The organism is Opitutia bacterium (assembly GCA_016217545.1).
Classification (GTDB): Bacteria; Verrucomicrobiota; Verrucomicrobiia; order Opitutales; family Opitutaceae; genus Didemnitutus.
On sequence record JACRHT010000007.1, the window covers coordinates 1 to 3,320 of the forward strand.

At 69.2% G+C, this 3,320-nt stretch carries 5 protein-coding genes; all 5 read left to right on the forward strand.

All coding sequences use genetic code 11. From position 1 onward, the window contains the following. Positions 1–612: type II secretion system protein (locus HZA32_05280; protein ID MBI5423477.1), on the forward strand; the 612-nt coding region annotated here is incomplete at its 5' end. A gap of 130 nt (positions 613–742) precedes the next feature. Further along, complete coding sequence (locus tag HZA32_05285) at positions 743–1,777, forward strand: hypothetical protein (protein MBI5423478.1); 1,035 nt, start codon at positions 743–745, stop codon at positions 1,775–1,777. Next, the gene (locus HZA32_05290) at positions 1,774–2,487 is read left to right on the forward strand and encodes a hypothetical protein (protein ID MBI5423479.1); all 714 of its coding nucleotides are present in this window, start codon (positions 1,774–1,776) and stop codon (positions 2,485–2,487) included. Before HZA32_05285 ends, HZA32_05290 begins: the two co-directional genes overlap by 4 nt. Next, positions 2,484–2,774 (forward strand): hypothetical protein, encoded by a 291-nt coding sequence (locus HZA32_05295; protein ID MBI5423480.1) that lies wholly within the window; start codon positions 2,484–2,486, stop codon positions 2,772–2,774. Before HZA32_05290 ends, HZA32_05295 begins: the two co-directional genes overlap by 4 nt. Positions 2,775–2,786: 12 nt before the next feature. Continuing rightward, positions 2,787–3,242 carry a hypothetical protein gene (locus tag HZA32_05300; GenBank protein MBI5423481.1) on the forward strand — a complete coding sequence of 152 codons (456 nt, stop codon included), beginning with the start codon at positions 2,787–2,789 and terminating at the stop codon, positions 3,240–3,242. Positions 3,243–3,320 lie beyond the last annotated feature (78 nt).

The window sequence follows — 3,320 nt, forward strand, 5'->3', positions numbered from 1 at the left end:
CAGAAGACGGCGGAGACCTTGAAGACCGCGCTCACCGACTTCATCACGATGCCGGGCGGCAACGGCAGCATCCCCCGCACCGAAGGCACGGGCGTTCCCACTTCCGGGGCCGCGGTCACCGGCGCCACCGACGCGGCCAAGGGCAACGGTGCTCGGCTCGATGCCGTTCTCCTCGCCGTCGGCAAGCTGGAGAAGCCCCTCAGCCTGCGGATGGGCACGCAGGTTTACACATCCACCGGCACCGGCAATGAAATGAGCTGGAGCCAGTCAGCCCAGGCGTTCGTCGTGACGCCCGACGCGGCTCCGCAACGGAACTGGTCCGGGGTGACACGCCTGGAGGCGCGTTCGTCCACTCCGGCCACCGCTCCGTCCGCCGCCCAGGGCGCGAATTTCCGGCTGCGGGACACGACCACCAACCTCGCGGCCAACCTCATCGTCGCGTATCTCGTCATCCCGAACGTGCCGGCGCGCGATGCCTACGAGCTCGCACTGGCGATGAACGCCCCGCAACTCGCCCCGGTCGAAGGTGCCGCCTGTGACGCCGGCATCGTCGCCTACGCGGCTCCCACCAACGGCGTGACCGATGTCTATGTCTACCTCGCCGACATCTGAGCGCACCGCGCTCCTGTGGGGCCGCCGGTGGTGGCTCGTCGGGCGGAACGAACCGCTCGAATTCCAAACGCTCGCGCACGCCGCGGAAATCCTCGCAGCACACGTCGGGCCGACGCGGTGCCTGCGCCTCGTGTATCAACCGGAATTCCTCGTGACCGTGCCGGTCGCTTGCCCGCGCGGGACGCGAGCCGCCCTCCAAGGAGCCCTCGGCTTCGACCACCCCGCCATCACCGATCCGGCCCATGCGTGGAGCCACGAACCCATCCTGGCGGCGGCGGACGGGCACGCCACGTTCCTCCATTACGAAAGCGAGCCGGGTCTGTTCGAGTTAGTCGAACGGCTGGCTGCGCACGGTGTCACCGTCACCTCCGCGTGGCCGCTGGCCACGTTCCTGCACGCGCTGCCAACCGAATGGTCGGACTCGGGTGCGGTCTGTGTGCTCGCTGTCACCGCCGGCCACGGAGTCGCCTACCATCATCCCGCCCACGACACCCGTGCCATCCCCCAATGGCACGGCAACGATGCTGCGGGGGAGGCGACCGAGTGGCTCCGCCGCGAAATAGCCGAACGACCCCGCGACCCCGCGTTGCTTGTCACGACCGAGGAACCCGCGGAGGAGCTTCCCGGCGTGCATTGTCTCGCACTGTCGGACGCCTTGGCGCTGCCCGTCGTTCTGCCACGCGCCCATCCTGCGCAGCTGTTGCCGGCCACCCCGCTTGTGACGCCGCAACGTGCGCTGGTCGCCGCCAGCATCCTGCTCCTTCTCACGGGCGGCTGGAGCGGCGCGGCGTATGCGCGCGAGTTCACCGCCTGGACGCAACAGCAGCGGACCGGCCGGCAGGAAAAGGCGGCGCTGCAGGCCGAGATCGAGCACTACCGCGTCAACGCGGCCGAAATCGTCGCATTGAAGACGCAGCTCGCCGGGCCGGGCTCGAGTCCGCCCGTTCCGGAATTGCTCGACGAGGTGTGCGCGGCGCTGCCGCTGCAGATCGCGCTCGACCGCGTGCGGGTCGCGCAGGGCCGGTTCGCCCTGAGCGGCCATGTCGCGCCGGGAGCGGACTGGGAAAAATGGCGAAGCCGACTCGGTAGCCGGCGCTGGACCGTGGAACCGGCGGTGCCGAACGCCGCGGGCGCCTTCACCCTGCAGGGGGCATTCACGCCATGAAGGGCCGCCGGATTTCCGTTCGCGCGTGGGCGTGCCTCGGGCTCAGCGGGCTTTTCGCCGGCCTGGGGCTCGCGCTGCCGCGCTTGCATCCGGTTCCCACCGGTCCCGATCCCGAACTGATCGCCCTGCGCGCGGAACGCGACGGCCTTGCGGGCCACGATGACATGGCGCTGGCCCGCCTGCGCGAGCAGGCGCAAGCCCATCCCGCCCCGGCCTGGTCGGCGGAGCAGTTCACCGCGCGGGTCGGAACGGGCTGGCGTGTCGAATGGCAGGAGGCGGAAGGCGCGACCCGCGCCGTCCGGCTGACCCGTTCCGTCCCGAGAATGGAGGCGTGGCCGGAATACCTCCGCTTCGTGAAAACATGGACCGCGCAGCCGGGCGTGATGCTCGAATCGCTCGACCTCGCGGCCCAAGGCACCGTCCACGCCCGGCGGCTCACCGGCTTTGCGGTCGGGCTCCGCGTCAAGCTGGCGGTCGGACCCGTTGGCGACGCCGAGCGGGCCGCCCCCAGCCGCGGCCCGCTCCCCGTCGCTGCGGCCGATGGCCCGGCCGAGTCCCGGAAGGTCGGGCCCGGCCCTGCGCTCCGCCGGCCCGCCGCCTCCGCCCAGCCTCCGGCCGGCGAGCCGGACTCCGCTTCGTTCCGGCCCGACCCTCCGGGTCCCAGGGCCGGGGCAACTCCAGAAAACACCAACCCACAGAAACAACCATGATCACCCTGAACCTCCAATTGCCGGAGCCCGTCGCGGCCGAGTTTTTCTCGGCGGCGGAGGAGCTGAACCGGCGATTCACCGGGGCCAACCCGAAGATCGAGGCGAAAGCCTTGATGGCCTTCGCGCTGGCCCGCCACGAGTGTGCGGACATTTGCGCGCAGTTCGACCTGGCCCTCCGCCTTGTGCAAGGGCCGGAAGAACCGCCGTTCAATCCCGTGCTTACTCAATCCTTTGGGCGGGAAGACCGCCCCGTGCCGACGCAGCCTGCACGCCAAGAGGCTGCCTAACTCCATATGCATATGGCCATCGACCAAAAACCCGACAAAGGACCCAAGGCGGAAACGCCGAAACCGCTCGTCTTCCGGGACAACCCGGAAGTGAAGAAACGCATCGACGCCTACAAGAAGGCGAACCCTGACGACGTCGTGTATTACACGCGACTCGTGAAGGAACACCCGGAACGCGCGATCGAGACGTTCCTCTACCACCGCGTGCAGAGGCACGAGAACGACATGAAGCTGATCGAAAAGCAGCTTCCGCACGCCAAGGCGTTCTACCAGAGCCAGACGCCGGAGGCGAGGACGCGGATCGACCGCGACATCGCGGACACGAATCCTTTCTACAAGGAAAAGGCTTTCGTGCAGGCGGTGTTCCGCGAAAAGGACCGGCAGACCCGCCGGGAGTTCACGCAGCCGGGCGTCGCCACGGCGCCGCAGCAGCCGCCGCCCGCGGCCGGAGCGAAGATCGCGGCCTGATGCCCGTCCCGCCCTCCACGAGGCAACACCTCGACGACCACCTGGGCCAGGCGGAGTTCGCGCTGAAAGTCACGGCGA